Source organism: Variovorax sp. 05T418, from assembly GCF_056396385.1.
Map to the genome: position 1 here is coordinate 384,886 of NZ_JBFTLJ010000004.1, position 24,179 is coordinate 409,064.

21 protein-coding genes are annotated in these 24,179 nt (G+C 67.8%); 8 read left to right on the forward strand and 13 right to left on the reverse strand.

Translation table 11 applies throughout. The features are described from left to right. Positions 1 to 63 precede the first annotated feature (63 nt). Genes AC1DMS_RS10360 through AC1DMS_RS10390 form a run of 7 tightly spaced genes read right to left on the reverse strand, consistent with a single transcriptional unit; the run spans position 64 to position 7,357 of the window. Positions 64 to 1,536 (reverse strand): M81 family metallopeptidase, encoded by a 1,473-nt coding sequence (locus AC1DMS_RS10360; protein ID WP_062362474.1) that lies wholly within the window; start codon positions 1,534 to 1,536, stop codon positions 64 to 66. Next, positions 1,533 to 2,789 carry a Zn-dependent hydrolase gene (locus AC1DMS_RS10365; RefSeq protein WP_478180967.1) on the reverse strand — a complete coding sequence of 419 codons (1,257 nt, stop codon included), beginning with the start codon at positions 2,787 to 2,789 and terminating at the stop codon, positions 1,533 to 1,535. Before AC1DMS_RS10365 ends, AC1DMS_RS10360 begins: the two co-directional genes overlap by 4 nt. Positions 2,790 to 2,823: 34 nt before the next feature. Continuing rightward, positions 2,824 to 3,537 carry an ABC transporter ATP-binding protein gene (locus tag AC1DMS_RS10370; protein WP_012746728.1) on the reverse strand — a complete coding sequence of 238 codons (714 nt, stop codon included), beginning with the start codon at positions 3,535 to 3,537 and terminating at the stop codon, positions 2,824 to 2,826. Then, positions 3,534 to 4,301: an ABC transporter ATP-binding protein gene (locus tag AC1DMS_RS10375; protein WP_012746727.1), complete on the reverse strand. Its 768-nt coding sequence runs from the start codon at positions 4,299 to 4,301 to the stop codon at positions 3,534 to 3,536. Before AC1DMS_RS10375 ends, AC1DMS_RS10370 begins: the two co-directional genes overlap by 4 nt. Beyond that, complete coding sequence (locus tag AC1DMS_RS10380) at positions 4,298 to 5,257, reverse strand: branched-chain amino acid ABC transporter permease (protein ID WP_012746726.1); 960 nt, start codon at positions 5,255 to 5,257, stop codon at positions 4,298 to 4,300. Before AC1DMS_RS10380 ends, AC1DMS_RS10375 begins: the two co-directional genes overlap by 4 nt. 8 nt (positions 5,258 to 5,265) lie before the next feature. Beyond that, positions 5,266 to 6,126: a branched-chain amino acid ABC transporter permease gene (locus AC1DMS_RS10385; RefSeq protein WP_012746725.1), complete on the reverse strand. Its 861-nt coding sequence runs from the start codon at positions 6,124 to 6,126 to the stop codon at positions 5,266 to 5,268. 25 nt (positions 6,127 to 6,151) lie between these two features. After that, a complete protein-coding gene (locus tag AC1DMS_RS10390; RefSeq protein WP_012746724.1) occupies positions 6,152 to 7,357 on the reverse strand; it encodes an ABC transporter substrate-binding protein in 1,206 nt (401 codons plus the stop codon). Between the two features lie 188 nt (positions 7,358 to 7,545). On the opposite strand from AC1DMS_RS10390, the gene AC1DMS_RS10395 reads away from it, so the two are divergent. After that, a complete protein-coding gene (locus AC1DMS_RS10395) occupies positions 7,546 to 8,331 on the forward strand; it encodes a FadR/GntR family transcriptional regulator (protein WP_012746723.1) in 786 nt (261 codons plus the stop codon). A gap of 171 nt (positions 8,332 to 8,502) precedes the next feature. Here the strand turns inward: AC1DMS_RS10395 and AC1DMS_RS10400 are convergent, their stop codons facing one another. Then, positions 8,503 to 9,450, reverse strand: a complete 948-nt coding sequence (locus AC1DMS_RS10400) for a LysR family transcriptional regulator (RefSeq protein ID WP_478180968.1) — start codon at positions 9,448 to 9,450, stop codon at positions 8,503 to 8,505. Between the two features lie 107 nt (positions 9,451 to 9,557). On the opposite strand from AC1DMS_RS10400, the gene aptA reads away from it, so the two are divergent. From aptA to AC1DMS_RS10415, 3 genes are all read left to right on the forward strand, one after another. Next, positions 9,558 to 10,913 (forward strand): omega-aminotransferase AptA, encoded by a 1,356-nt coding sequence (gene aptA, locus AC1DMS_RS10405; protein WP_478180969.1) that lies wholly within the window; start codon positions 9,558 to 9,560, stop codon positions 10,911 to 10,913. 66 nt (positions 10,914 to 10,979) lie between these two features. Continuing rightward, positions 10,980 to 12,089: a substrate-binding domain-containing protein gene (locus AC1DMS_RS10410; protein ID WP_012746720.1), complete on the forward strand. Its 1,110-nt coding sequence runs from the start codon at positions 10,980 to 10,982 to the stop codon at positions 12,087 to 12,089. A 36-nt stretch (positions 12,090 to 12,125) separates the two neighbouring features. Beyond that, positions 12,126 to 13,577, forward strand: coding sequence for an MFS transporter (locus tag AC1DMS_RS10415; RefSeq protein WP_369664291.1), 1,452 nt, complete (start codon positions 12,126 to 12,128; stop codon positions 13,575 to 13,577). 18 nt (positions 13,578 to 13,595) lie between these two features. On the opposite strand, the gene AC1DMS_RS10420 is transcribed toward AC1DMS_RS10415, so the two are convergent. Next, positions 13,596 to 14,888 carry an SUMF1/EgtB/PvdO family nonheme iron enzyme gene (locus AC1DMS_RS10420; protein WP_369664290.1) on the reverse strand — a complete coding sequence of 431 codons (1,293 nt, stop codon included), beginning with the start codon at positions 14,886 to 14,888 and terminating at the stop codon, positions 13,596 to 13,598. 198 nt (positions 14,889 to 15,086) lie between these two features. Here AC1DMS_RS10420 and AC1DMS_RS10425 point away from each other — a divergent pair, with 198 nt between their 5' ends. Together AC1DMS_RS10425 and AC1DMS_RS10430 are read left to right on the forward strand one after the other, a co-directional pair. Continuing rightward, positions 15,087 to 15,683 (forward strand): TRAP transporter small permease subunit, encoded by a 597-nt coding sequence (locus AC1DMS_RS10425; protein WP_012746717.1) that lies wholly within the window; start codon positions 15,087 to 15,089, stop codon positions 15,681 to 15,683. A gap of 13 nt (positions 15,684 to 15,696) precedes the next feature. Further along, positions 15,697 to 17,481 carry a TRAP transporter large permease gene (locus tag AC1DMS_RS10430; RefSeq protein WP_369664289.1) on the forward strand — a complete coding sequence of 595 codons (1,785 nt, stop codon included), beginning with the start codon at positions 15,697 to 15,699 and terminating at the stop codon, positions 17,479 to 17,481. Positions 17,482 to 17,597: 116 nt separating this feature from the next. Here the strand turns inward: AC1DMS_RS10430 and AC1DMS_RS10435 are convergent, their stop codons facing one another. From AC1DMS_RS10435 to AC1DMS_RS10450, 4 genes are all read right to left on the reverse strand, one after another. Beyond that, positions 17,598 to 18,680 carry a TRAP transporter substrate-binding protein gene (locus AC1DMS_RS10435; RefSeq protein WP_012746715.1) on the reverse strand — a complete coding sequence of 361 codons (1,083 nt, stop codon included), beginning with the start codon at positions 18,678 to 18,680 and terminating at the stop codon, positions 17,598 to 17,600. A 112-nt stretch (positions 18,681 to 18,792) separates the two neighbouring features. Further along, a complete protein-coding gene (gene dxs, locus AC1DMS_RS10440) occupies positions 18,793 to 20,652 on the reverse strand; it encodes a 1-deoxy-D-xylulose-5-phosphate synthase (protein WP_478181064.1) in 1,860 nt (619 codons plus the stop codon). Positions 20,653 to 20,690: 38 nt separating this feature from the next. Then, positions 20,691 to 21,608, reverse strand: a complete 918-nt coding sequence (locus tag AC1DMS_RS10445; protein ID WP_478180970.1) for a polyprenyl synthetase family protein — start codon at positions 21,606 to 21,608, stop codon at positions 20,691 to 20,693. After that, positions 21,605 to 21,871 (reverse strand): exodeoxyribonuclease VII small subunit, encoded by a 267-nt coding sequence (locus AC1DMS_RS10450; protein WP_012746712.1) that lies wholly within the window; start codon positions 21,869 to 21,871, stop codon positions 21,605 to 21,607. Before AC1DMS_RS10450 ends, AC1DMS_RS10445 begins: the two co-directional genes overlap by 4 nt. A gap of 212 nt (positions 21,872 to 22,083) precedes the next feature. Between AC1DMS_RS10450 and AC1DMS_RS10455 the strand changes: the two genes are divergently transcribed. Both AC1DMS_RS10455 and AC1DMS_RS10460 read left to right on the forward strand, forming a co-directional pair. Beyond that, positions 22,084 to 23,226, forward strand: coding sequence for an aromatic ring-hydroxylating oxygenase subunit alpha (locus AC1DMS_RS10455; RefSeq protein WP_012746711.1), 1,143 nt, complete (start codon positions 22,084 to 22,086; stop codon positions 23,224 to 23,226). A gap of 22 nt (positions 23,227 to 23,248) precedes the next feature. Then, positions 23,249 to 24,166 carry a DMT family transporter gene (locus AC1DMS_RS10460; protein ID WP_012746710.1) on the forward strand — a complete coding sequence of 306 codons (918 nt, stop codon included), beginning with the start codon at positions 23,249 to 23,251 and terminating at the stop codon, positions 24,164 to 24,166. The last annotated feature ends 13 nt before the right edge of the window (positions 24,167 to 24,179 follow it).

A 24,179-nucleotide genomic window follows, 5' to 3' on the forward strand; every position in this document is an offset into this window, starting at 1 on the left:
ATCGGGGTGTACTTCCAATTACCTATGCAGGATTTTGCATAGGTAGGCCCAGCCCCCTCCGGCTCAGATCGGGTCGAGCGGAAAGACCGGCCTGCGCACCTTGGAAAAAGGGAACAGGCCGTAGTCCGAACTGGTCACGCCCGGGCTGTCGCACTCCACCAGCGCAGCCGAGAGCGGCTCGAACACCGGCCGGCAGTACATGCGCGACTTGAGCAGCAGGAAACGTTCCCTGCGCGGATCGAGCCCCGCGCATTCGAAGACGCCGATGTCCCAGGGCTCCTGCGTGCGCTCGGTCACCACGATGCGCGCTGCGCCGATGTCGAACAGCACCGTGCGGCCCATGCTGCTGCGCTGGCCGGTGTAGGTGGGGCCGGTGATCACGTATTCGCCGTTGCCGATGGTGCGCACCGTGCCGGTCAGCGTCATGGGCTTCTTCGACAGCCCGATGCCTTCGAGCGACACCTTGTTGCCAAGGGCCACCGTCACCTCTGCGCCCTCGCCCGCCGCGATCAGCGCGGCCACGGCCTCCGGATCGCACAGCGGACCGACACCGATGCCATCGAGCCCCTGCGCCAGCGCCTCCTGCAGCACGTCCATGGTGTCGCAGCTGCCGCCCGACATGCAGTTGTCGCCATGGTCGAGCAGCAGCACCGGGCGCGTCGCGCCCTCGGCGATGGCCTTGGCGCGCGCAATCGACTCGGCCAGCGGCTCGCTGCGGTAGATGAAGGCCTCGCGCTCGTCCCACATCTGCCTGGCGATCCGGTCGGCCGTGGCCTGCGCGCGTTCGGGCGCTTCTGCATCGACCACCACCACGCTCATGCAGGGCGCCTCGATGTCCGACAGCGAGAAGCCCGCAAAGATCGACACCGCGAGCGATTCCGATTTTTCGGCTTCGCGCGCTGCCTCGATGGCCCGCTGCATCGCGCCGGTGAACGAGGCGCTGCGCAGCGTGTGCGCCATCAGCGGCAGCGGATGCCAGCGCATCGCGGGCCTGCTGCGCCCTTCGAGCAGGTCGAACAGCAGGCGGCCGGCATGCGCGCCGGTCTCGTACATGTCGATGTGCGGATAGGTCTTGAAGCCGACGATCACATCGGCATTGCCGACCATCGCAGGCGTGACGTTGGCATGCAGGTCGAGCGCCACGCCAATGGGCACGCCGGGCGCCGCGGCACGCAGCCGCACGAGCAGGTCGCCTTCGCCGTCGGCGCTGTTCTGCGCCACCATGGCGCCGTGCAGGTCGAGCAGGATGGCATCGCAGCCCGGCGCCGCATCGACGATGCATTGGGTGAGCGTGCTGTAGGCCCCGGCATCGACCGGCCCGCTCGGATTGGCCGAGGCCGACACCGGCGTGACCAGCGTGGCGCCGGCCTGCTCGGCCAGGTCGATGAAGGCCGACATCGCCGTGCGCATGCCCTTGTTGTCCCTGTAGGCCTGCGCTCCGAACGTGGGGCCGTCGGGCCCGAAGGCCGCGAGCGGCGTGGGCACCGGCGAGAAGGTGTTGGTCTCGTGGTTGAGCCTTGCGACCAGCACCTTCATGACGACGCCACTCCCGCGCTTTGCAGCATCGCCTGCAGCAGCACATTGCAGCCGGCCTCGAGGTGGCCGGGCTGCGCATCCTCGATCTCGTTGTGGCTGATGCCGTCGAGACAGGGCACGAAGATCATCGCCGTGGGGCACACGCGCGCGAGGTACACCGCGTCATGGCCCGCGCCGCTGATCACGTTCATCCAGGTCATGCCCTGCTGCTGCGCGGCCTCTCGAATGGCCGACACCAGCGCAGGCGTGAAGGGCTGCGGCGGAAAGTAGACGACCTGCTCCACCGTGGCCTCGACCTTGCCCTTGGCGGCGATGCGCTGCACCGCCTCCTTCAGCTCGGCGTCCATGGCCGACAGCACCACGTCGTCGGCCGCGCGCAGGTCGACGCTGAGCTTCACGCGGCCCGGGATCACGTTGCGCGAATTCGGATAGTTGTCGATCCAGCCCACGGTGCCGCGCGCATGCGGCGCATGGGCCAGCGCGATGCGGTTGACCTCGATCACCAGTTCGGAGGCCGCGAGCAGCGCGTCCTTGCGCAGCTCCATCGGCGTGGGGCCGGCATGCGCTTCCATGCCCTGCACCACCACGTCGTACCAGCGCTGGCCGAGCGCGCCCTCGACCACGCCGATCACGCGCTCGTTGGCCTCGAGCACCGGTCCCTGCTCGATGTGCGCCTCGAAATACGCGCCCACGGGCGACGCCGCGGCCGAAGCCGGCGCGCTGCCCGCATAGCCGATGGAAGCCAGCGCCTCGGCCACGCTGATGCCGTCGTTGTCGCGCTGCGCGAGGGCATGCTCGAGCGTGAAGGCATCGGCGAACACGCCCGAGCCCATCATCACAGGCACGAAGCGCGAGCCTTCCTCATTGGTCCACACCGCAATTTCCAGCGGCGCTTCGGTCACGACCTTCGCATCGTTGAGGCTGCGGATCACCTCCAGCCCGGCCAGCACGCCATAGTTGCCGTCGAACTTGCCGCCCGTGGGCTGGGTGTCGATGTGGCTGCCGGTGACCACCGGCGGACGCGTGTTGTCGCGGCCGGCGCGGCGCGCAAAGATGTTGCCGATCCGGTCGACGCGCACCTCGCAGCCGGCTTCGCGCGCCCAGCGGGTGAAGAGGTCGCGGCCCTGGCGGTCGAGGTCGGTCAGCGCGATGCGGCAGACGCCGCCCTTCTCGGTGGCGCCGAGCTTCGCCAGTTCCATCAGCGAGCTCCAGAGACGGTCGCCGTTGATGCGCAGTGGGGTGGGTGAGTTCATGGCTTTGCAAAAAGAAGAAGGGATGCGCGAAGCCTCAAGCAAGGCCCACGCCCAGATAGCGGTCTTTCACATCGTGGTCGGCCATGAAGGCGGCGTTGCCCGCCTCGTGCACGATCACGCCTTGCTCCAGGATGTAGTGGCGGTCCGCCAGCTGCACGCAGACTTCCAGGTTCTGCTCGACCAGCAGGATGGCCACGCCGGCCGCCTTGATGAGCTTGAGCTGCGCGACGATTTCTTCCACGATCACCGGCGCGAGGCCTTCGACCGGCTCGTCGAGGATCAACAGCCGCGGGTGGTTCATGAGCGCGCGGCCGATGGCCAGCATCTGCTGCTCGCCGCCCGAGAGCTGGCCGCCGCCATTGCGGCGCCGCTCCTTCAGGCGCGGGAAGATGCGGTAGATGTCGTCCAGCTGCCAGGGCGAATCGCGGCGCTGGCCGAGCAGCAGGTTTTCTTCCACCGTGAGCAGCTTGAAGACCCCGCGGTGCTCGGGCACCAGGCACACGCCGCGCGTAGCAATGCGATGCGGCGGCAGGCCCGCGATGTCCGCGCCCCGGAAGCGCACGCGGCCGCCGGTGGGCGTGACCGCACCGGCAATGCCCTTGAGCGTGGTCGACTTGCCTGCGCCGTTGCGGCCCAGCAGCGTGACCAGTTCGGCCTCGCCGACCGTCATCGACACGCCCTGCAGCACGTGGCTCTTGCCGTAGTGGGCATGCAGCGCCTCGACTTCGAGGATGTTCGCGGCGCTCATACCTTGCCCCCCGTGATCATGTTGCCCAGGTAGGCCGTGCGCACGCGCGCATCGGCCCGGATGTCGCCCGGCAGCCCCTCGGCCAGCACGCGGCCCAGCTGCATCACGGTCACGGTGTCGGAGATGTCCATCACGATGTTCATGTTGTGCTCGATCAGCACCACGGTGTGGGCGTCGCGCAGGCCGCGGATCAGCCGCTTCATGTCGTCGAGGTCGTCGATGCCCATGCCCGAGGTGGGCTCGTCCAGGAAGATGGCCTTGGGCTTGGCGGCCAGCGCCATGCCCACTTCGAGGCGGCGCTGCTGGCCATGCGACAGCTCGCTCGCGGGCACGTCGGCCAGCCGCTGCAGGCCCACGCGTTCCAGCACCTCGGCCACCGTCTCGGCGCAGGCGCGTTCGCCGACCGGCGCGCGCCAGCAGTTCATGGCCTGGCGCGGCGCGATGCCCTGCGCCGCCACGCGCAGGTTCTCGCGCACCGAAAGGCTCGCGAACAGGCTGGTCACCTGGAACGAGCGTGCCATGCCGCGCTGCACGCGCTTGTGGTCGGGCTCGTGCGTCACGTCGTGGCCGTCGAACAGGATGCGGCCACCCGTGGTGGTGCCGGTGCCCGTGAGCATGTGGAACAGCGTGGTCTTGCCGGCGCCGTTCGGACCGATCACCGAGTGCACGGTGTTGCGCTTGATCTTCAGGTCGACCCCGCCGAGCGCGGCGAACTTGCCGTAGTGCTTGGTGACGCCAATGGCTTCGATGAGGATATCGCTCATGCCTGCTCTCCCTGCACGGCCGGCGCCTTGGCGGCGGCCGGCACCTTGCGGAACACGCGCCGCCATGCGCTTTCGCCCAGGCCCCAGAGGCCGCGCTGCATGCCGATGCTCACCGCAATCAGCATCAGCCCCAGCAGCAGCAGCCATCGCGGCCACAGCGTGGAGAGCCAGTCGGCCAGCAGCACGTAGAAGGCCGAGCCCAGCACCGAGGCAAACAGGTTGCCGGTGCCGCCGATCACCGTGATGACCAGGATCATCTCGCTCGTGTGGTACTCGGCATTCGACAGCGGTGCGATGCCGGTCATCATCGCGTGCAGCCCACCCGCGAGGCCGGTGACGGCGCCCGAGATCACGAAGGCCAGCAGCTTGAAGCGCTTGAGGTCGTAGCCCACCGCGGCGGCGCGGTCCTCGTTGTCGCGGATGGCCAGCAGCGTGCGGCCGAACACCGAATCGGTCACGCGCAGCAGCAGGCCGAAGGCGATGAGGAACATCACGGCCACGAAGGCGTAGTACTTCCAGGGCGTGTCCATGAAGGCGGGGCGCGGCACGTCGAGCAGGCCGTTGTCGCCACCCGTGAGCCCCGACGCGGTGTACGCCACAAAGTAGAACATCTGCGCGAAGGCCAGCGTGAGCATCACGAAGTAGGTGCCGCGCTGGCGGATCGCGACCCAGCCGACCACCGCCGCGCCCAATGCGCCCATGGCAACGGCCGCGAGCAAGGCAAGCGGCATCGGCAGCGAAAGCCGCGTGAGCAGGATCGCGATGGTGTAGCTGCCGAGGCCGAAGAAGATGCCCTGACCGAACGAGAGCAGTCCCGTGTAGCCCAGCAGCAGGTTGCAGCCCAGGGCCGCCAGCGCGTAGATCAGCACCTCGCTCGCGAGCGAACCCGAACGCAGCACCAGCGGCAGGACCAGCGCAACGACGAGCGCCAAAAGGAAAGTGATTTTTTTGGGCATGGCGATGTTCATCCTCTGCGGCCGAGCAGGCCATGCGGGCGCAGCAGCAGCACCGCCCCCATCGCCACGTAGATCATCAGGCTCGCGCCCGGCGGCCAGATGGTGCTCATGAGGCTCTGCACGATGCCGATCAACAGACCGCCGACCAGCGCACCGCCGAAGCTGCCGAGCCCGCCGATCACCACCACCACGAAAGCCACGCTGAGCGCCTCCACGCCCATGAAGGGCTCCGCGCCCCGGATCGGCGCGGCCAGCACGCCGGCCAGTGCCGCGGTGGCCGCACCCAGCGCGAACACCAGGCTGAACACGCGGAACACGTTGATGCCGAGCAGCGACACCATCTCGGTCGATTCGCTGCCAGCGCGCACCGCGCTGCCCAGGCGCGTGCCTTCGAGCACCCACCACAAGAGCACCGCGAGCACGGCGGTGAAGCCGATCACGAACAGCCGGTACTTGGGATAGATGAAGCTGCCCCACATCACCACGCCCTGCAGCAGGTCGGGCGTCGCCACGCTGTTGCCCAGCGGCCCCCAGAACACGATGACGATCTCCTGCACCGCGAGCGCAAGCCCCACGGTCACGAGAATGTGGAACTCGTGCGCCTTGGCATAGACGCGGCGCAGCAGCAGCTTCTCGGCCAGCCAGCCGAGCGCGCCCACGAACAGCGGCACCAGCACCAGCGCGGCCCAGAAGTCGAGCCCCCACTGCATGGCCTGGAAGCACAGGTACGCGCCCAGCAGGTAGAAGGCCCCGTGCGCAAAGTTCACGAAGCGCAGCAGGCCGAACACGATGGACAAGCCAACGGCCAGCAGGAAATACAGCATGCCGATGCCGATTCCGTTGATGGTCTGGAGCAGGTAGACGGTCATGGGCGCGTCGGTGTCCTTTGCGGCCTCAGGCCAGCTTGCAGCCGGTCTTGTCGATGGCAAGGAAAGACTTGCCCGAACTCACCACGTCCACATAGTCGGCCGGGTTCTTCATCTTCGACTTGGCCTTGCCCTTGAGCAGGTAGTAGTCCTTGATGACCTGGTGGTCGGCCTTGCGGATTTCTTCCGTGCCCGTGAGCCCCTCGTACTTCATGCCTTCGAGCGCCGCGATCACGGCCTTCTGGTCCACGGTGCCCGCCTTGACGATGCCGTCGATCAGGATCTTGGTGCAGACATACGAGCCCGCGAGGCTGTAGTTGGGCACGATCTTGAGCTTGTCGGCCGTGAGCTTCACCAAGTCCTTGTTGAGGGCGGTGTCGGCCGTGTGCCAGTACTGCGCGCCAAAGTAGACGCCGTCGCACAGGTCGGCGCCGAGCTCGTCGAACTGCTCCAGACCCGAGGCCCAGGCCATGAGGATCGTCATGTTCTTGTGCATGCCGAAGCTCACCGCCTGGCGCAGCGCGGCCGACGACTGCGCGCCGAAGTTCAGGAGCAGCAGCACGTCGGGCTTGGCGGCCATCGCATTGGTGAGATAGCCGCTGAATTCCTTCTCGTTGAGCGAGTGGTAGCTGTTGCCCACGTGCTCGATGCCCTTCTCCTGGAAGATGTTCTTGGCCGCGCCCAGGAGCCCTTCGCCGAACACGTACTGCGGCGTGATGGTGTACCAGCGCTTGGCCTTCGGCATGCTGGCGATCAGCGGGCGCACCGTCTGCTCGATCGCGCCGAAGGTGGGCACCGACCAGCGGAAGGTGGCCGGGTTGCAGTCCTTGCCCGTGATCTCGTCGGCACCCGCGGTGGTGATGAAGACGCCGCCGGCCTTCTCGGCCTCCTTGCCCATGGCCAGCGCTTCGGACGACAGGATGCCGCCCGCGAAGAACTTGGCGCCCTGCTGCTGCGAGGCTTCCTGCACCTTGCGCACGGCAGTGGCCGGCTTGCCTTCGGTGTCGAGCACCGTATAGGCCAGCGGGCGCTTGAGCACGCTGCCGTACTGCTCGATGGCCAGCTTCATGCCCAGGTCGGCGAACTTGCCGTTGGCCGCGAAGGCGCCCGACATCGGCACCGGGCAGCCGAAGCGGATCGCGTCGGCCGACTGGGCGAAGGCGGCGCGGCCAGCCAGCAGGGAAGCGGGAGCGGCCGACAGGGCGGCGAGCTGAAGAAGGTGTCTGCGTTGCATGGAATTCTCCGGACGAGGGTGGGAGGTAAGAGAAAGGTGCTGCCTGAAGTCGGCAACGAATTTAAGCGGATAAATATGATTAATATGCTGGTAAAAACCCGCTAGCAATGCCCGTGCCAAAATCCGGGAAGGCCCGGGCCCGATACCTGCTCCAGAGCCCTTAAATCACCCGAAACGACCCTCTACGCATGAAACCGACGCAGGACGCCATGACCTTCGGGCACACCCGCGCCAAGCGGCAGAAGCTCTCCGACGTCATCGTCGAGGACGTCAAGCGCTGGATCGTGGCCGAGCGCAAGCAGCCGGGCGACCGGCTGCCGAACGAGAAGGAATTGATCGAGCTCTTCGGCTACTCGAAGAGCACGGTGCGCGAGGCGTTGAAGGCGCTGGAGGTGCGCGGGCTGGTCTCCATCCGCACCGGGCCGGGCGGCGGCGCCTACCTGCAGCAGGTCTCGGTCGACCATGCGTCGGAGCCGCTGCGCAACTTCCTGCACTTCCATCACCTGGACGGGCACCACATCTACCAGCTGCGCAAGGTGCTGGAGCCCGAGCTGGCCGTGAGCGTGGTCGGCAAGCTGACGCCCGAGCAGTTCGAGCGGCTCGAAGCCAACGTGCGCCTTTGCACGCTGGAGCCCACCAACGAGGACGAGCTGCGCACGCAGCGCGAGGCCGAGCTCGCGTTTCACACCATGCTGGCCGAGGCCTGCCCCAATCCGGTGCTGTCCTTCATGTGCCGCTTCCTGAACGACCTGCTGCGCGACCTCGTGGTCTACAAGAAGGCGCTGGACCATCACCACTTCGGCGAGGCCAATGTCGACTATCACACGCAGCTGCTGGCGGCCTATCGCCGGGAAGATGCGAACGAGGTGCGCCGGCTGATGGCCGAGCACATGGTCGATGCCGAGGCGCACATGCATGAGATGGAGGCGCACATCGGGGCGAAGCATCTGTTGCTGCCTAGCGGGCAGCGTTGACCGGTGGGTTGAGAGCAGGCCGTTTTTCTTGTCCCCTCTCCCCTTGGGGAGAGGGCTAGGGTGAGGGCCGCGGGCCTTCACACTCGCACGCCCTTTGCCATTGCCGAAGCCCTCACCCCGGCCCTCTCCCGCAAGCGGGAGAGGGAGCAAGACCGAACTCGCGCACAAGCGTTACTTGTGCGCCTTCTCCAGACACTCCTGAAACGCCAGCACCGCCCGTGACGGCTTCGGCGACCGCCGCAGCAAACTCACGAACCGGCACGCGTAGTTGAACCGCGCCGGCAGCACGGGCTTCATGAGCCCGCGCTCCTCGAACACCTGCGTGTAGTGGTCAGGCAAAAAACCGAGAAAGCGCCCCGAAAGAATCAGCGTGGCAATCGCTTCCTGGTCGAAGCCCGTCGCCTTGCGCGACAGCTTCGCGCGATGGCTCAGTTCCATGTTGGGCGAGTGGTAGCCCAGGCCCGCAAAGTGATGCTCGCGCAGCCTGGCCCACGTGAGCTTTGCGTTGTTGCTCTCGAAGAGCAGATGCCCCTTGCCGCAGTAAAGCAGCATCGTCTCGTCGAACAGGTCGGCGTACACCAGGCTCTTCGAGGCCCGGTGCGCCGGGATGATGCCGATCTGGAAATTGCCTTCCAGCACGCCCTGCTCGATGGCGTTGATCGAGCCCACATGCACCGCCAGGTTCACCTCCGGCGCCAGTTCGGTGAAGCGCGCGATGGCTTCGCCGATGCGCGCCTTCGGATTGGTCGCCGTCTTGTCGAACAGCGCCACGTCGAGCTGGCCGCCCATGCGGTTGTGGATGTCGTCGATGCTGCCGCGAAAGGCATCGACCGAGGCCAGCAGGCGCAGCGTCTCGTCGTACACGCGCTGGCCCTCGGCCGTGAGCGCAAAGCCCGCGCGGCCGCGCCGGCACAGCACCAGGCCGAGCCGCGTTTCCAGGTCCTTCACGTGCCGGCTCACGGTGGAGGTGCCGATGTTGAGCTCCAGCTCGGCCGCCGCCATGCCGCCGCAGTCGACCACGCTCTTGAACACCTTGAGCAGGCGCAGGTCCATGTCGCTGAGCTGCCCCAGCACGGCGCGATTGCGGGCACTGTTTTGGGCTTTCGCCTTTACTTGCATGATGTGTCAAGTGAACATTGATATTGCGCCATTCTCCACACTGAAGGCTCTGCCAACAATCGGCACACCTCATCACCCTTTTGGAGCCCGCTTGCGCGGGAAGCGCCATGACCCTTGCAACGCCCGCCATCGAACCGACGCCCGCCCTGCGCACCGACGCCGCCTGGCTCGACGCGCACTGGATGCCCTACACCGGCAACCGCAACTTCAAGGCCGATCCGCGCATGATCGTGGAGGCCAGGGGTGCCTACTTCTCCGATGGCGACGGCCGCAAGATCTTCGACGGCCTCTCGGGCCTGTGGTGCTCGGGCCTGGGCCACGGCCGCCCTGAAATCACCGAAGCGGTGAGCCGCCAGATCGCCAAGCTCGACTACTCGCCCGCCTTCCAGTTCGGCCATCCGCTCTCGTTCGAGCTGGCCAACAGGATCAAGGAGCTCACGCCCGCGGGCCTGGACTACGTGTTCTTCACCGGCTCGGGCTCCGAAGCGGCCGACACTTCGCTCAAGATGGCGCGCGCCTACTGGCGCACCAAGGGCCTTGCCAGCAAGACGCGCCTGATCGGCCGCGAGAAGGGCTACCACGGCGTCAACTTCGGCGGCATCTCGGTGGGCGGCATCGCGGCCAACCGCAAGCTGTTCGGCCAGGCCGTGGAGGCGGACCACCTGCCGCACACGCAGATCGCGGCCAATGCCTTCACGCGCGGCATGTCCGAGAACGGCGCCGAGCTGGCCGACCGCCTGCTCGACCTGATCGCGCTGCACGACGCCTCGAACATCGCGGCGGTGATCGTGGAGCCCTTCGCGGGTTCGGCCGGCGTGGTGATTCCGCCCAAGGGCTACCTGAAGCGCCTGCGCGACATCTGCACCGCCAACAACATCCTCCTGATCTTCGACGAGGTCATCACCGGCTTCGGCCGCTGCGGCGCACTCACGGGTGCCGATGCCTTCGGCGTGACGCCCGACATCATGAACATCGCCAAGCAGGTGACCAACGGCGCGCAGCCGCTGGGCGCGGTGATTGCCAGCAAGGAGATCTACGACACCTTCATGGCGGCGGGCGGCCCCGACTACATGCTCGAATTCCCGCACGGCTACACCTACGGCGCGCACCCGGTGGCCTGCGCCGCCGGCATCGCGGCGCTCGACGTGCTGCAGAAGGAAGACATGATCGGCCGCGTGCAGGCGCTCGCGCCGCACTTCGAGAACGCGGTGCACAGCCTCAAGGGCAGCAAGCACGTGACCGACATCCGCAACTACGGCCTGGCCGCGGGCCTGACGATTGCCGCGCTGCCGGGCGAGCCGGCACGCCGGCCGTACGAGATCGCGATGAACTGCTGGAAGAAGGGCTTCTACGTGCGCTACGGCGGCGACACGATCCAGCTCGCGCCGCCCTTCATTTCCGAGAAGGCGGAGATCGACCGCCTCGTCAACGCGCTGGGCGACGCGCTCGCAGAAACGGCCTGACGCACGGGCGGGCGGGCAATGGACGGCTCTGCATAATGAGCCGGCCTCCATTTCCCCGCCAGCCCCGTGCAACAGATCGACCTTTCCTACGCGATCCGGCCCCGCCGCAGCGGATCGCGGCAGATCCGCAATCCGCTGATGCAGATCCTGCAGGCGGTGCGCGAGCACGGCTCCATCTCGGCCGCGTCGCGCGCGCTCGACCTGTCCTACCGCCATGTGTGGGGCGAGCTCAAGCACTGGGAGCAGGCGCTCGGCCATCCGCTGATACAGGGCGAGCAGGGCCAGCGCGCGCAGCTTTCCGAATTCGGCGACAAGCTGCTGTGGGCCGAGCGCCAGGCCCAGGCCCGGCTCGCGCCGCAGATCGAGGCGCTGCATGCCGAACTGGAGCGCGCCTTCGCCCTCGCCTTCGACGACCGCACCCATGTGCTGAGCCTGCAAGCCAGCCACGACGACGCGCTCGCGCTGCTGCGCACGCATGCGGCGGGCACCGCGCAGCTGCATCTGGACATCCACTTCACCGGCAGCGTCGATGCGATCCGCGCGCTCAACCAGGGCCGCTGCGTGATGGCGGGCTTCCATACGCTGGAGCACCCGCCGCGCGGCTCGCTGGCGCAGCGCACCTACCAGCCGCTGCTCAAGCCGGGTCAGCACAAGCTGATCGGATTCGCGCGGCGCACGCAGGGCCTGCTCGTGGCGCCGGGCAACCCGCTCAACCTGCGCTCGCTGGCCGACGCGGCGCGGCTGCGCGCGCGCTACGTCAACCGGGCCATCGGCACCGGCACGCGCCTGCTGCTGGACGAACTGCTGGCAGAAGCCGGTCTCGACGCCTCAGCGCTCGCGGGCTACGAGCGCTGCGAAACCTCGCATGCCGCGGTCGCGCATGCCGTGGCGTCCGGACAGGCCGATGCGGGGCTCGGGCTCGAATCTGCCGCGCACGCCGAAGGGCTCGACTTCGTGCCGCTGGTGCGGGAGCGCTACCACCTGGCCTGCCTCAAGTCGGCGCTCGACCAGCCCGCCATGCAGGCGCTGGTGGCGGTGCTGCAGAGCGCAAGCTGGCAGCACCTGCTGGAGACGCTGCCCGGCTACGAGGCTGCGGCCAGCGGCGAGGTGCAGTCGCTGCGCGCGCTGCTGCCGTGGTGGACCTTCGCGCGCGAGAAGAAGGCTCACGGGCATTGAAGAGGCGGTCCGGGCACATGGGTTAAGGTTGTACCCATGACAGCTGCGGTGCATAGCGACATTCCCGCCCGTCTCGACCGCCTGCCGTGGTCGCGCTGGCACTGGCGCGTGGTGGTTGCGCTCGGCGTGGCCTGGGTGCTCGACGGCCTCGAGGTGACGCTTGTCGGCTCGATCGGCGCCGTGCTCGAGCGGCCCGACACACTCGGGCTCAGCGCCGGCGAGATCGGCTGGTCGGGCTCGATCTACATCGCGGGCGCGGTGATCGGCGCCCTGCTCTTCGGCCGCCTGACCGACCGGCTCGGGCGCAAGAAGCTGTTCCTGGTCACGCTGGTGGTCTACACCCTGGGCACGCTGGCCACCGCGTTCTCGCCGGACTTCGCCTTCTTTGCGCTGTGCCGCTTCATCACGGGCCTGGGCATCGGCGGCGAATATGCAGCCATCAATTCCGCCATCGACGAGCTCATTCCGGCGCGCGTGCGCGGCCGCGTCAACCTCGCGATCAACGGCAGCTTCTGGATCGGCGCGGCGCTGGGGGCCGGGCTCAGCCTGGTACTGCTCGACCCGCGCGTGATCGGTCCGGTGTGGGGCTGGCGCGCGGGTTTCGCGCTGGGCGCGGTGCTGGCGGTGGCCATCCTGCTGGTGCGGCGCCACGTGCCCGAAAGCCCGCGCTGGCTGATGGCGCATGGCCGCGCCGACGAGGCGCTGCGCATCGTCGAGACCATCGAGGCCGAGGTCCGCGCGCAGCACGGCCCGCTGGCGCTGGCCGAGGGCCGCGTGGCCTATGGCGGCGGGCACCACCGCAGCCCGTCGATGCGCGAGGTGGCGCACGTGCTGCTGCGCCGCTACCGCGCGCGCAGCGTGGTCGCGGTGGCGCTGATGGTTTCGCAGGCCTTCTTCTACAACGCGATCTTCTTCACCTATGCGCTGGTGCTCACGCGCTTCTACGGCGTGGCCGAGGACAACGTGGCGCTCTACATCTTTCCGTTCGCGCTTGGCAATGTGCTCGGGCCGCTGCTGCTGGGCCCGCTGTTCGACAGCGTGGGGCGGCGCAAGATGATCGCGCTGACCTACGTGCTCGCGGGCGTCGGGCTCGCGTTCACCGGCTGGGCCTTCATGATGGGCTGGCTCGATGCGCGCAGCCAGGCGCTGTGCTGGTCGGCGGTGTTCTTCCTGGCCTCGGCCGCGGCGAGCTCGGCCTACCTCACGGTCAGCGAAGTGTTCCCGCTCGAGATGCGCGCCATGGCCATCGCGATCTTCTACGCCATCGGCATGGGCGCGGGCGGCTTCGTGGCGCCGGTGCTGTTCGGCGTGCTGATCGAGACCGGCAGCCGCGGCGCGGTGATGGTGGGCTACGCGATCGGCGCCACGCTGGTCATCGTTGCGGGACTGCTCGCGCTGCGCTATGCGGCCGATGCGGAGTGCAAGCCGCTCGAGGAAGTGGCGCCGCCGCTGTCGTCGGAGATCGGGAGCACCGGGATCGGCGACTAGGCAGCCCCCGGCGCAGGCTCAAAGTGCACAGGTCCTGAAGCCGAAGAAACCATCGTCGCGCCCGGGCAGCGCAAAGCTGCGGCGCCGCGGCGAACGCAGGCGCGAGCGGGTCGCGAACGACGCGCCGCGCAGCACGCGCGCCTCGCCGAATGCAGGCACGGGATCGAACTCGCTGCCCGCGCTCCAGGGATCGGCGCGAAAGCCGGGCCAGGGCCGCAGCGTGCCCGCGGTCCACTCGTGCACGTCGGCCCAGCGGAATCCACGCCGCGCCGCCGTGTGCGCCGCAATTTCCCATTCGACCTCGGTCGCGATGCGCCGGCCGGCCCAGCGCGTCCAGGCATCGGCCTCCCACCAGCTCAGGTGCACCGCGCTGTGGTGGCCGGCCGCACGCACGGTGGCACCAAAACGGTGCTGCAGCACCGAGCCGCCGGTGCCGTTGCGCGCGACGCCGATCTGCTCGATATGGCGCGGCCCGCGGCGCCCTTCGATCTGCGAGGCGAGCCAGCGCCAGCCCTGCGGATGCCAGAGCTCCTCGCGGTCGTAGCCGCCCTCGTCGACGAATTCGATGAACTGGCTCCAGGTCACGGGCTGGGCATCGATCTCGAATTCGGGCACCTCGACGCGGTGCGCGCCCTGCTCCTGCGCGAAGGCGAAGCCGCAGCCCTCGGGCAGGCCGAGCTCCCATTGCGTGGCCGGCAGCAGCAGCGGCTCGCGCGTGACGGCCGTGGGCATCGGATCGATGCCCAAAGGCAGCCCCAGCGTCTGCGCCATCACGATGAACTGCTCGCCGCGCAGGTCTTCATGGAAGAGCGCGAGGCGGTAGAAGTAAAGCCCCGGATCGGTCTCGGCCGCATGCTCGAGCAGTTCGAGCGTGCTCTCCAGCGTTTCGAGCAGGTAGGCCTTGGTCTGGGCCAGGTCCGGCAGGCCGGGCGACCAGCGCTGCGCGGGCGAAACCTGGGCCGGGTTCCACCAGTCGTCGGCCGCGGGCTCGATGGCGGCCAGGCGGGTCGGCCGCACCGGGCAATCGGCGCCGAAGGCGCGCTGGGTGTTGCGCCCGATCCACCATTCGGCGAACCAGCCGATGTGCCCCGCCAGCCAGAGCGGCGGCACCAGGCCCGCATCGCCCGTGCGCTCCACCGCGAGCGCGGGCGAGCCCAGCGCCTCTTCGTAAAGCGAGAGCAGATGAAGCGTGTGGTTGCGCGCATCGATCAGGGCCAGCGAGAGCAGCTCGCGGCCGGCGCGCTGCATGTCGGGCGAGTCGATGGAGTGCGGCAAGCCCGTGGGCAGCGGAGGCGGCGACGACGAGGGCATGTTTCATTATCGCGAGCCGGCGCACCAGTGCGGCGCATGGCGGCCGCGCCTACGGGAATACACCGCCCGTGCCCGTCCGAAAACGGCTTTGCGCGCCGATAAAATCGCGCGTCCGCCGAAAGCCCCCGGACCGCCGCCCGCCGGCGGAGCCCGGCCCGCTTCTGCATCCAAGCATCCATTTCCTCTCTGGAGAAGAGCATGAATTTCCTGCTCAGATTTTCGCGCGCGGTCGATTGGCTCAATGGCCAGATCGGCAAGTACGTGATCTGGCTCATCCTTGCATCCACCGTGATCAGCGGCGTCAATGCCGTGGTCCGGAAGGTGTTCAACGTCAGCTCCAACGCCTATCTCGAAGTGCAGTGGTACCTGTTCGCCGCATCCTTCCTGATTGCCGCGGGCTATACCCTCCTGAACCAGGAGCACGTGAAGATCGACGTGATCCTCAGCCGCCTGTCCAAGCGCGGCCAGATCTGGGTCGACATCATCGGCTTCAGCTTCTTCCTCACGCCGGTCTGCCTCGCCATCCTCTGGTATGGCATTCCGTTCTTCCTGCAGGGCTATCGCTCGGGCGAGATGTCGAACAACGCCGGCGGCCTGATCCGCTGGCCGATCTACGCCATGATCCCGCTGGGCTTCTCGCTGCTGATGCTCCAGGGCTGGTCCGAACTCATCAAGCGCATCGCGTTCCTGCAGGGCCGCATCGACGATCCCACGCAGAAGCGCGACGAAAAGACCGCCGAAGAAGAACTGGCCGAGTCGATCCGCCGGCTCGCCGAATCCAACGCCAAAGGCTGAGCGGTAGCACCCCATGGAATTCATTACGCAAAACTTCGCCCCGATCATGTTCGCGGGGCTGATCGTGTTCCTGCTGTTCGGCTTCCCGGTGGCGTTCAGCCTCGGCGCCTGCGGCCTGTTCTTCGGCTTCGTCGGCGTGGAGCTCGGCCTCCTGCCCGAGGCGCTGCTGCAGGCGCTGCCGCTGCGGGTGTTCGGCATCATGCAGAACGACACGCTGCTGGCCATTCCGTTCTTCACGCTCATGGGGCTGATCCTCGAGCGAAGCGGCATGGCCGAAGACCTGCTCGACTCGATCGGCCAGCTCTTCGGCCCCGTGCGCGGCGGCCTCGCGCTGGCCGTGATCTTCGTGGGTGCGCTGCTTGCGGCCACCACCGGCGTGGTGGCGGCCTCGGTCATCTCGATGGGCCTGATCTCGCTGCCGATCATGCTGCGCTACGGCTATGACCGGCGCATCGCCTCGGGCGTGATTGCGGCCTCGGGCACGCTGGCGCAGATCATTCCGCCTTCGCTGGTGCTGATCATCATGGCCGACCAGCTCGGCCGCAGCGTGGGCGACATGTACAAGGGCGCGTTCGTGCCGGGCTTCATGCTCACGGCCATGTACGCGGGCTACGTGATCCTGCTGGCCATCTTCAAGCCCAAGTGGGTTCCGGCCCTGCCGCTCGAGGCACGCACCTTCCGCGAGCCGAGCGGCAGCAGCGGCCTGCCCTCGCTGCTGGTGCTGACCACCGTTGCCACCGCGGCGGCCGTGTTCTTTGCCAAGCACATTGCCGATGTCCACACCTGGTGGACCGGCCAGCCCGTGACCAGCGTGGCCACCGACGAAACCATCGTGGTGTCGATGTGCGTCGGCGTGATGCTGGCCTTCCTGATCGCGGTGGCCAACCGCCTGCTGCGGCTGCGCCTGCTGTCGCGCATTGCCGAGCGCGTGACCTTCGTGCTGATCCCGCCGCTGCTGCTGATCTTCCTGGTGCTGGGCACGATTTTCCTCGGCGTGGCCACCCCCACCGAAGGCGGCGCCATGGGTGCCCTGGGCGCCTTCATCATGGCCATGGTGCGCGGACGGCTCAGCATGAGCCTGCTCAAGCAGGCGCTCAACACCACCACCAAGCTGTCGTGCTTCGTGGTGTTCATCCTGATCGGCTCGACCATCTTCAGCCTGGTGTTCCAGGGCGTGGACGGACCGCGCTGGGTCGAGCACCTGCTGACCGGCATGCCCGGCGGCCAGCTCGGCTTCCTGATCCTGGTGAACGTGCTGATCTTCTTCCTGGCGTTCTTCCTGGACTTCTTCGAGCTCTCGTTCATCGTGGTGCCGCTCCTGGCACCCGTGGCGCACAAGCTCGGCATCGACCTGATCTGGTTCGGCGTGCTGCTGGCTGTGAACATGCAGACCTCGTTCATGCATCCGCCTTTCGGCTTCGCGCTGTTCTACCTGCGCAGCGTGGCGCCGACCAAGGCCTACAACGACAAGGTCACGAACGAACGCATCGAGCCCGTCACCACCATGCAGATCTACTGGGGGGCGGTGCCCTTCGTGCTGATCCAGATCATCATGGTCGGCCTGATCATCGCGTTCCCGGCCATCGTCTCGAGCGGGCTCGACAAGGAGGTGGCAGTCGACCTCGACAAGATCGGCGCCGAGATGCAGGCCAACATGCCGAAGGACGACTCCCAGCCCGCTCCCGAGCCGGCACCCGGCGCCTCGGCACCGGCCGGCGGCGAAGCGCCTGCGGGCGCGGAAGAAGACCCGATGAAGGCCATGCAGGAACAGCTGGACCGGGACGCGGGCAAGAAGTAGTTCGAAGAAAGCCGCTGCAGGCCCTCCGGGGCACGCGGCGGCCGCGGGCCTTCCCCGAAGCCCCAAAAAAAAAGCCCCGCATCGCGGGGCTTTTTGCTGGCCGGAGTGAACCCGGATCAGAGCTTGAGCGTGGACATGAACGAGTCGAAGCGCGATTCCGCAAAACGGAACCAGAGCACCTGGTCGCGCTGGAAGCTGCGGAAGTCGGCGTAGATCTTCTTCCACTCGGGGCTCTTGGCGTCGTTCTCGGCATAGACCTCGAGCGAAGCCTTGTAGGCGGCGTCCATCATGGCTTGCGAGAACGGCAGCACCTTGGTCTTGGCGGCCACGAGCTGCTTGAGCGCGATGGGGTTCAGCGCGTCGTACTTGGCCAGCATGTCCGACGAGGCCACGGCCGCGGCGGCTTCCACGATGGCCTTGTTCTCGGCCGAGAGGCCGTCCATGGCCTTCTGGTTGATGAAGAAGTCCACTTCCGGACCGCCTTCCCACCAGCCGGGGTAGTAGTAGAACGGCGCGACCTTGTTGAAGCCGAGCTTCTGGTCGTCGTACGGTCCCACCCATTCGGCGGCATCGATGGTGCCCTTTTCGAGCGCCTGGTAGATCTCGCCGCCCGGCAGGCTTTGCGGCACGGCGCCCATCTTCTGCATGACCTCGCCGATCAGGCCGCCGCCCAGGCGCATCTTCATGCCCTTGAAATCCGCCACGGACTTGATTTCCTTGCGGAACCAGCCGCCCATCTGGCAGCCCGTGTTGCCGCCGGCGAAGCTCACCATGCTGTATTTGGCGTAGAACTCGTTCATGAGCTTGCGGCCGTTGCCGTGCATCATCCACGCGGTCATCTGGCGCGAGTTCAGGCCGAACGGAATGGCCGAACCCAGCGCGAACGCGGGGTTCTTGCCGTAGAAGTAGTAGGGCACGGTGTGGCACATCTCGACCGAACCGTTCTGCACGCCGTCCACCACGCCGAAGGGAGGCATCAGCTCGCCGCCGGCATGGACCGAGATTTCGAACTTGCCGCCCGACATGGCCTTGACTGCCTTGGCGAAGACTTCCGCGCCGCCGTAGATGGTGTCGAGCGACTTGGGAAAGCTCGACGCCAGGCGCCAGCGGACGGCCGCCTGCGCATGAACTGCGGGCGCAATGCCGGCGGCCAGAACGCCCGCAATGCCGGCGTTTTTAATGAGGGAACGACGATCCATTGAATTCACTCCGAGTGCATTGGAAAAAACGAAACGCGGCTTGTGGCCGCGTCGAGGACTTTTGTAAGTCCCGGATATTGTAAAAACGCACTTACACCCGGCCGGCGGGGGTTTACCCTGCGGCGGCCGCGCCGAAGCGCTGCGCAATCGAAGCGGCAATGCCGGGCGCATCGAGCCCGATCGATGCGAGCAATTTGCCAGGGTCGCCATGCTCGATGAAGCGGTCGGGCAGGCCCAGCTGCAGCACCGGCCTTTGCACATGGGCCGCCTGCAGCGCCTCGAGCACCGCGCTGCCCGCGCCGCCCATGACGGCGCCCTCTTCGAGCGTCACGATGGCGTCATGCGTGCCCGCCACCTTCAGCAGCAGCTCGACGTCCAGCGGCTTGGCCCAGCGCATGTTGACCACCGTGGCATCGAGCGATTCGGCCGCCGTGAGCGCCGGGTACAGCAAAGTGCCGAAGACCAGGATGGCGATGCGCTTGCCCTCGCGGCGCACTTCGCCCTTGCCGAACGGCAGCGCGTCGAGTGCGAGGTGCGGCACCACGCCGGCACCGGCCCCGCGCGGATAACGCACGGCCACCGGATGGTTCTGCTCGTAGGCGCTCGACAGGAGCTGCCGGCACTCGCGCTCGTCGGCCGGGCAGGCAATGCTCATGTTGGGAATGCAGCGCAGGAACGGGATGTCGTAGGCGCCCGCGTGCGTGGCGCCGTCGGCACCCACGAGGCCGGCGCGGTCGAGTGCGAACACCACCGGCAGGTTCTGGATCGCGACGTCGTGGATCAGCTGGTCGTAGGCGCGCTGCAGGAAGGTCGAATAGATCGCCACCACCGGCTTCAGGCCCTCGCAGGCCAGGCCCGCCGCAAAGGTGACGGCATGCTGCTCGGCAATGCCGACGTCGTAGTAGCGGTCGGGAAAGCGCTGCTCGAACTCGACCAGCCCCGAGCCTTCGCGCATGGCCGGCGTGATGCCCACCAGCCGGCCGTCGTGCGCGGCCATGTCGCAGAGCCATTGGCCGAAGACCTGCGTGAAGGTCTGCTTGGCCACCGCGGTGGGCTTGACCAGCCCCACCTGCGGATCGAACTTGCCGGGCCCGTGGTAGGCCACCGGGTCGGCCTCGGCCAGCTTGTAGCCCTGGCCCTTCTTGGTGACCACGTGCAGGAACTGCGGGCCGTCCAGGTGCTTGAGGTTCTCGAGCGTGGGCACCAGCGAATCGAGGTCGTGGCCGTCGATGGGGCCGACGTAGTTGAAGCCGAACTGCTCGAACAGCGTGGCGGGCACCACCATGCCCTTGGCGTGCTGCTCGAAGCGCTTGGCCAGCTCGAACAGCGGCGGCGCCGCGCGCAGCACGCTCTTGCCGACGTTCTTGGCCGCGGCGTAGAAGTTGCCGCTCATCAGCTGCGCGAGGTAGCGGTTGAGCGCGCCCACGGGCGGGCTGATCGACATGTCGTTGTCGTTCAGGATCACCAGCAGCTTGCAGTCGCACACGCCGGCGTTGTTGAGCGCCTCGAAGGCCATGCCGGCCGTGAGCGCGCCGTCGCCGATGATGGCCACGGAATGGCGGTCCTCGCCCTTCTGCTTGGCCGCCATCGCCATGCCGAGCGCGGCCGAGATGCTGGTCGACGAGTGCGCGGTGCCGAAGGTGTCGTATTCGCTCTCGCTCCTCTGCGGAAAGCCCGAGATGCCGCCGATCTGCCGCAGCGTGGGCATGCGCTCGCGCCGGCCCGTGAGGATCTTGTGCGGATAGGTCTGGTGGCCCACGTCCCACACCAGGCGGTCGTGCGGCGTGTTGAACACGTGGTGCAGCGCGACCGTGAGCTCGACCGTGCCAAGGTTCGAGCTCAGGTGGCCGCCGGTGCGCGAGACGTTGTCGAGCACGCAGGCGCGCACCTCGGCCGCCAGCTGCCTGAGCTGGGCGCGGTCGAACTGGCGGATCGGCGATGGATCGTGAAGCGTGGGAAGCAGCGCAGCCATGGGATCGTCGTGGGTCTTCTTGTCCATCTGTGAGTTGTTCATCGGTCGCGGTCGACGACCATGTGGGCCAGCGCGCGCAACGCCGCGGTGTCGGCCAGGCCGCTGCGGTCCAGCGCCGCGAGCGATTCGGCCAGCAGCTGCCTTGCCTGCGCACGCGCACCGTCCAGGCCCCACAGCGAAACATAGGTGGGCTTGTCGGCGGCCGCATCCTTGCCGGCGGTCTTGCCGAGGGTCTGCGAATCGGCCGTGACGTCGAGGATGTCGTCGACCACCTGGAACGCCAGGCCGATGGCGGCGCCATAGTCGCGCAGCGCGGCCAGCGCCGCGGGCGCCACGGCGCCGGCGCAGGCCGCGCCCATCTCGACGCTGCCCTGCAGCAGCGCGCCGGTCTTCAGGCGGTGCATTTCGCGCAGCTGTGCTTCGTCCAGCGCGAGGCCCACGCTGGCCAGGTCGATGGCCTGCCCGCCCGCCATGCCCTGGCTGCCCGCGGCGCGCGCGAGCAGCCGGCACAGCGTGGCCTGGATGGATGCGGGAATCTCGTCGCCCTCGGGCGTGAGCAGCTCGAAGGCCAGCGCCTGCAGGGCGTCGCCGGCCAGCAGCGCATCGGCTTCGCCGAACTTCACGTGCACCGTGGGCTTGCCACGCCGCAGCACGTCGTTGTCCATGCTCGGCAGGTCGTCGTGCACCAGCGAGTAGGCGTGGATCAGCTCGGTTGCGCAGGCCGCACGCAGCGCCGCAGCCGCATTGCCGCCGACCGCTTCGCTCGCGGCCAGCACCAGGAGCGGCCGCAGCCGCTTGCCGCCGTCGAGCACGGCATAGCGCATGGCATCGCCGAGCAGCACCGGCGCGTCGACGCCGACCCAGCGCGACAGCGCCGCCTCGACGCGCGCCAGGTGCGGGTCGCTCCAGCTGGCCAGGCGCGCGGCATCCCATTCCACCGCTTGAACCGCGCTCATTCGGCAGTCCAGGGCTTGAGGCTCCCGGCGTCGAGCACCTTGATCTGGTCTTCGACCGCCTGGAGCTTTTCGCGGCAGAAGGCGAGCAGCGCGGCGCCGCGCTGGTAGCTGCCGAGCAGCTGGTCGAGCGGCAATTGGCCCGACTCGAGTTCTGCAACCAATTGTTCCAACTCCTGGAGCCCGGCTTCGTAGCTGGCCGGCAGCGGCCCCGTGTCGGGCGTGGCGGCCGGGCTGGACGTGGCGGAAGAAGGGACCTTGGGCATGCGAGCGAACGAGTGTGAAACCGCGCATTTTAGGACGGGGAAGCAAACGGGCGCCGGCATGCGGCGAGCCACCGGCACTGCACTGCCCCCTTGGGTACAATCCGAGCTTCCCAAGCCGGCCGACCCGGCACAACTCTTCGGGCCGTCGCCCTCCAGACGGCGCCTTCCGTCTTTTCTTTTTTCTCCCTGTGGGGAGCTTGGTCAGGTCCTCCATGTCTGATTTAAGTCTTCAACTGCAGCAGGCCACGAGCCAACTTCCAGTTTCCGCGTACTTCGACGAGTCGCTCTACGCGCGCGAGATGCAAACGCTGTTCGCGCAGGGCCCGCGCTATGTGGGCCATCGCCTGGCCGTGCCCGAGCCCGGCAACTTCCACACCCTGCCGCAGGAGCACCAGGGCCGCGCGCTGGTGCACACGCCCAAGGGCGTGGAACTCATCTCCAACGTGTGCCGCCACCGCCAGGCGCTCATTCTCCAGGGCCGCGGCCAGCTCGACAGCCAGGCCGGCGGCAACATCGTGTGCCCGCTGCACCGCTGGACCTATGCGGCCAGCGATGCGCGCACCACCGGCACGCTGATCGGCGCGCCGCACTTCCAGCAGGACCCCTGCCTCAACCTGCACAACTACCCGCTCACCGAGTGGAACGGCCTGCTGTTCGAGCGCGGTCCCGATGGCGCAGGGCGCGACGTGGCGGCCGACATGGCCGAGCTCGGCCCGCGCGCCGACCTCGACTTCACGGGCTACGCGCTCGACCGCGTCGAGCTGCACGAGTGCAACTACAACTGGAAGACCTTCATCGAGGTCTACCTGGAGGACTACCACGTGGGCCCGTTCCACCCGGGCCTGGGCAGCTTCGTCACCTGCGACGACCTGCGCTGGGAGTTCAACCGCAACTTCTCGGTGCAGACCGTGGGCGTGGCCAACCGGCTCGGCCGCGCGGGCAGCCCGATCTACCAGAAGTGGCAGGAGCAGCTGCTCAAGTACCGCGAAGGCAAGCCGCCCAAGTACGGCGCCATCTGGCTCACCTACTACCCGCACGTGATGATCGAGTGGTATCCGCATGTGCTCACGGTGTCGACGCTGCATCCGGTGAGCCCTACCAGGACGCTCAACATGGTGGAGTTCTTCTACCCCGAGGAAATCGTGGCCTTCGAGCGCGAGTTCGTCGAGGCCCAGCAGGCCGCCTACATGGAAACCTGCGTGGAGGACGACGAGATCGCCGAGCGCATGGACGCCGGCCGCCGCGCGCTCATGCTGCGCGGCGACGACGAGAGCGGCCCCTACCAGAGCCCGATGGAAGACGGCATGCAGCAGTTCCACGAGTGGTACCGCAGCGCAATGCAGAACAACGCCTGAGCCGATAGTGCAAGCACTCTGGATGGTGCTCGGCGCCTTCTTGTTCGCCACCATGAGCGTGGTCGTCAAGGTGGCCTCGGCCTGGTTCAACAGCGGCGAGATGGTGCTCGGGCGCGGCCTGATCGGCATCGTGTTCCTGTGGCTGCTGGCGCGCAACCGCGGCGTCTCCATGGCCACCCGCTACCCCGGCATGCACGCCTGGCGCAGCACCATCGGCGTGGTGTCGCTGGGTGCGTGGTTCTATGCCATTGCCCACATGCCGCTGGCCACGGCCGTCACGCTCAACTACATGAGCAGCGTGTGGATCGCGGCCTTCCTGGTCGGCGGCGCGCTGCTGGCCTGGGTGCCGGTGCCCGGGCGCGACGGCCGCATCGAGCGCCCGCCGCTGCAGGGCACGCTCGCGCTGACCGTGCTCGCGGGCTTTGCCGGCGTGGTGCTGATGCTCAAGCCCACGGTCAGCGGCAGCGACGGCTTCGCAGGAATGCTGGGCCTGCTGTCGGGCCTCACGGCCGCCTTTGCCTACATGCAGGTGGTGGCGCTGTCGCGCATCGGCGAACCCGAGCTGCGCACGGTGTTCTATTTCGCGGTGGGCTCCGCGGTGGCGGGCGCCTTTGCCACGGCCGCCACGGGGTTTTCGGGCGGAAATTCCTGGACGTGGCAGCATGCGCTGTGGCTGCTGCCGATCGGCCTTCTGGCGGCCCTCGGGCAGCTGTGCATGACGCGCGCCTACGCCACGGCCAAGACGCAGGCCGGCACGCTGGTAGTGGCCAACCTGCAGTACTCCGGCATCATCTTTGCGGCGTTGTACAGCGTGGTGCTGTTCGACGACCGCATCGACGCCGCCGGCTGGACCGGCATGGCGCTCATCATCGTGAGCGGCATCGCGGCCACCGTGCTGCGCCAGCGCGCAGTGCCCAAGGCGCCGGCCGAAGAACACTGATCCGCATCGACCC

Coding starts and splice junctions, on each gene's coding strand:
- AC1DMS_RS10360 (WP_062362474.1), bottom strand. CDS start 1,536: ATGAAGGTGCTGGTCGCAAGGCTCAACCACGAGACCAACACCTTCTCG.
- AC1DMS_RS10365 (WP_478180967.1), bottom strand. CDS start 2,789: ATGAACTCACCCACCCCACTGCGCATCAACGGCGACCGTCTCTGGAGC.
- AC1DMS_RS10370 (WP_012746728.1), bottom strand. CDS start 3,537: ATGAGCGCCGCGAACATCCTCGAAGTCGAGGCGCTGCATGCCCACTAC.
- AC1DMS_RS10375 (WP_012746727.1), bottom strand. CDS start 4,301: ATGAGCGATATCCTCATCGAAGCCATTGGCGTCACCAAGCACTACGGC.
- AC1DMS_RS10380 (WP_012746726.1), bottom strand. CDS start 5,257: ATGCCCAAAAAAATCACTTTCCTTTTGGCGCTCGTCGTTGCGCTGGTC.
- AC1DMS_RS10385 (WP_012746725.1), bottom strand. CDS start 6,126: ATGACCGTCTACCTGCTCCAGACCATCAACGGAATCGGCATCGGCATG.
- AC1DMS_RS10390 (WP_012746724.1), bottom strand. CDS start 7,357: ATGCAACGCAGACACCTTCTTCAGCTCGCCGCCCTGTCGGCCGCTCCC.
- AC1DMS_RS10395 (WP_012746723.1), top strand. CDS start 7,546: ATGAAACCGACGCAGGACGCCATGACCTTCGGGCACACCCGCGCCAAG.
- AC1DMS_RS10400 (WP_478180968.1), bottom strand. CDS start 9,450: ATGCAAGTAAAGGCGAAAGCCCAAAACAGTGCCCGCAATCGCGCCGTG.
- aptA (WP_478180969.1), top strand. CDS start 9,558: ATGACCCTTGCAACGCCCGCCATCGAACCGACGCCCGCCCTGCGCACC.
- AC1DMS_RS10415 (WP_369664291.1), top strand. CDS start 12,126: ATGACAGCTGCGGTGCATAGCGACATTCCCGCCCGTCTCGACCGCCTG.
- AC1DMS_RS10420 (WP_369664290.1), bottom strand. CDS start 14,888: ATGCCCTCGTCGTCGCCGCCTCCGCTGCCCACGGGCTTGCCGCACTCC.
- AC1DMS_RS10425 (WP_012746717.1), top strand. CDS start 15,087: ATGAATTTCCTGCTCAGATTTTCGCGCGCGGTCGATTGGCTCAATGGC.
- AC1DMS_RS10430 (WP_369664289.1), top strand. CDS start 15,697: ATGGAATTCATTACGCAAAACTTCGCCCCGATCATGTTCGCGGGGCTG.
- AC1DMS_RS10435 (WP_012746715.1), bottom strand. CDS start 18,680: ATGGATCGTCGTTCCCTCATTAAAAACGCCGGCATTGCGGGCGTTCTG.
- dxs (WP_478181064.1), bottom strand. CDS start 20,652: ATGGCTGCGCTGCTTCCCACGCTTCACGATCCATCGCCGATCCGCCAG.
- AC1DMS_RS10445 (WP_478180970.1), bottom strand. CDS start 21,608: ATGAGCGCGGTTCAAGCGGTGGAATGGGATGCCGCGCGCCTGGCCAGC.
- AC1DMS_RS10450 (WP_012746712.1), bottom strand. CDS start 21,871: ATGCCCAAGGTCCCTTCTTCCGCCACGTCCAGCCCGGCCGCCACGCCC.
- AC1DMS_RS10455 (WP_012746711.1), top strand. CDS start 22,084: ATGTCTGATTTAAGTCTTCAACTGCAGCAGGCCACGAGCCAACTTCCA.
- AC1DMS_RS10460 (WP_012746710.1), top strand. CDS start 23,249: ATGGTGCTCGGCGCCTTCTTGTTCGCCACCATGAGCGTGGTCGTCAAG.